Source organism: Nostoc sp. CHAB 5715 (genome assembly GCF_020829685.1).
GTDB lineage: Bacteria > Cyanobacteriota > Cyanobacteriia > Cyanobacteriales > Nostocaceae > Nostoc.
In genome coordinates this window covers 1-2,525 of sequence record NZ_JAIVFR010001023.1, presented here as the reverse complement: position 1 = coordinate 2,525, position 2,525 = coordinate 1, and the positions used below count along the sequence as shown (strand labels likewise).

Here is a 2,525-nt window from a genome sequence, read left to right as displayed (position 1 = left end):
GAGGGAGCAGGGGGAGATGAGGGAGCAGGGGGAGATGAGGGAGCAGGGGGAGATGAGGGAGCAGGGGGAGATGAGGGAGTAGGGGGAGATGAGGGAGTAGGGGGAGATGGGGGAGTAGGGGGAGATGGGGGAGCAGGGGAAGATAGGAAAGTAAACTCCCCCTCATCCCCCCCAAGGCTAGATTCACTGAGCAGCAACGCAATCTGAGCATCCTCAATCATAAAGCGCAGACGTTCAGCCGGATAGCTAGGATCGAGGGGAATGTATGCGGCTTTGGTTTTCAGGATACCTAATAGTGCTATAAGTAATTGTGGCGATCGCTCTAAATAAACTCCGATCCGTGCCTCTGGCTGAATTCCCAATTTTTGGAGATAATGGGCGATTTGATTGGCTTTGGCATTTAATTCGGCGTAGCTTAGACGTTGTTCTTCAAACACAACTGCTGTTGCATTGGGTGAATGCTTTGCTTGTTGCGCGAACAATTCATCTAAACATTGGTTGGGGATTTCCCTAGCTGTGTCATTCCAGTCAACTAATATTTGCTGCTGTTGTATCTGGGAAAGTAATGGCAGTTGTACCAAAAGACAATCACCCTGAGTCAGCATTCCTAATAATAGGGTTTCTAGCTGTTGCAATAATTGGGTAATATTGTCTTCGGTGTAGCGATCGCAATCAGATAACAATCTTAAACTAAGCTGAGAATCTGCCACTGCATACAGTGTTAAAGGATAATTTGTTTGCTCTGTGGCATGAATGTTACGAATTTGCACTGTTTCCAAGGATTGTTTGAGGGCAGATTCCACAGGATAATTTTCAAACACTACCAAGATTTCAAATAGTGGCAGAGAACGGGGAACTTCGCTGCAACGTTGAATATCAGTCAAGTTACTATATTCGTATTGCCGTATTTCTACTTGCTGTAATTGAATTTTTTGCAACCAAGAATATAATTTTTGCTGTGGTGAGACTGATACTCGTAGTGGTAATGTATTGACAAACAGTCCCACCATCGATTCAACACCTGTTAGCGTGCCTGGACGACCGGAACAGACAGTACCAAATAGGATATCCTTTTCCCCACTGTAACGACTTAACAATAGAGCAAAAGCTGCCTGTACAAGAGTGTTGAGAGTGATTTGCTGTTGTTTGGCGAAATTGTATAGTTGCTGCGTTTGCTCACAAGTTAGGTGAATGCTTTGCTCAGTATAATGGTTAGATAAATTATCAGGTCGATTTTCGCTCCTTTGTCCAATACCCAAGCGGGTGGGAGTTGTAAATCCGTGTAAATGCTGTTTCCAAAACGTTTCGGCTTGGGAAACATCTTGCTGCTGCAACCAAGCGATGTAGTCTCGATAAGGACGTGGGTTAGATAGTTTCGGTGTTTGTCCCTGGCTGTATGCACCGTAAATCATCAGAAATTCCTGGAGCAAAATCGGCATTGACCAACCATCCAATAACAGATGATGATAACTCCAGACAAATTGATATACTGTCGGTGCAAATTGGATGAGGGTGATGTGCATTAGGGGCGCTTGCGATAAGCTAAATCCCTGTTGTCGCTCCTTTTGTAGTAGTGTTGCGAGTTCCTGTTCTTGGGCGGTGGTAGAATAATTGCGCCAGTCAAGATGAGTGATGGGAAATTTTACTTGTTTGCCGACTACTTGCAATGGTTTTTCTAACTTATCCCAAACGAATGCTGTTCGTAACACGGTGTGGCGATTGACTAAATCCTGCCAAGCTTGCTCAAAAGCCGAAATATTTAAACTACCATGCAATTCATAGCTCACTTGGATGACATAAGCACCAGAATTTGGAGCATAAAGGCTATGGAACAGCATACCCTGCTGCATGGGTGACAGGGGATAAATATCTTCAATGGCTTGGTGGCTTAAGATTGTATTCACTGCTTATCCTCTGTCTCAAAATTCGGTGTTGCTGAATATAAATCAATACAGTCCAGTATTTCTTCTCTCTCTTTCCTCTCTCTGCGTCCTCTGCGTCTTGGCGGTTCGTAAAAAAATTAACTTTGATAACAGAGTTTTAGCCTTAACCCAAGCGTATTAGAATATTAAATATGAAATTTTCACGCCCAGGCGCAGAGAGAAAGATTGACTTTTTAGAATCATTGATGCTCAAAATTCACCATCTCTAACACTTGGTCTAACGTATGTTGGTCTAGGTTTGCTAATTCAAAATCAGAGGGCGTATAACCTGCATTCTGAGGCATTTGACAGTGGGTTATGATTTCTTGCAAGTAAGTGCAGAAGTTAGTAGCGAGTTGATTAATAGTTGTTTTATGATACTCCTGACGGCTGTATATCCACTCAAATTGCAATTGCCCTGACCGTACAAAACCATTGATTTCAATGCGATAGCGTCGATGTTGTTGTGAATCTTGGGGTATACCACTAGAGAAAGAATCACAAAGGGTAAAAGGTAAATCTTCTGCCTGTTCCCTGTCCCCTGTCAACTGTCCCAGGTAGTTAAAGCTAATCTCTGCCGATGGGAAAGTGTTAGAGATGGTG

General features: G+C 43.4%; 2 protein-coding genes. Both read right to left on the bottom strand.

Going from position 1 to position 2,525, the window contains the following annotated elements; genetic code table 11:
• On the bottom strand, positions 1–1,904 hold a 1,904-nt coding region (locus LC574_RS35280; protein WP_229458276.1), incomplete at its 3' end, for a condensation domain-containing protein.
• A gap of 218 nt (positions 1,905–2,122) precedes the next feature.
• The coding region (locus LC574_RS35275) for a condensation domain-containing protein (RefSeq protein WP_229458275.1) at positions 2,123–2,525 on the bottom strand (403 nt) is incomplete at its 5' end.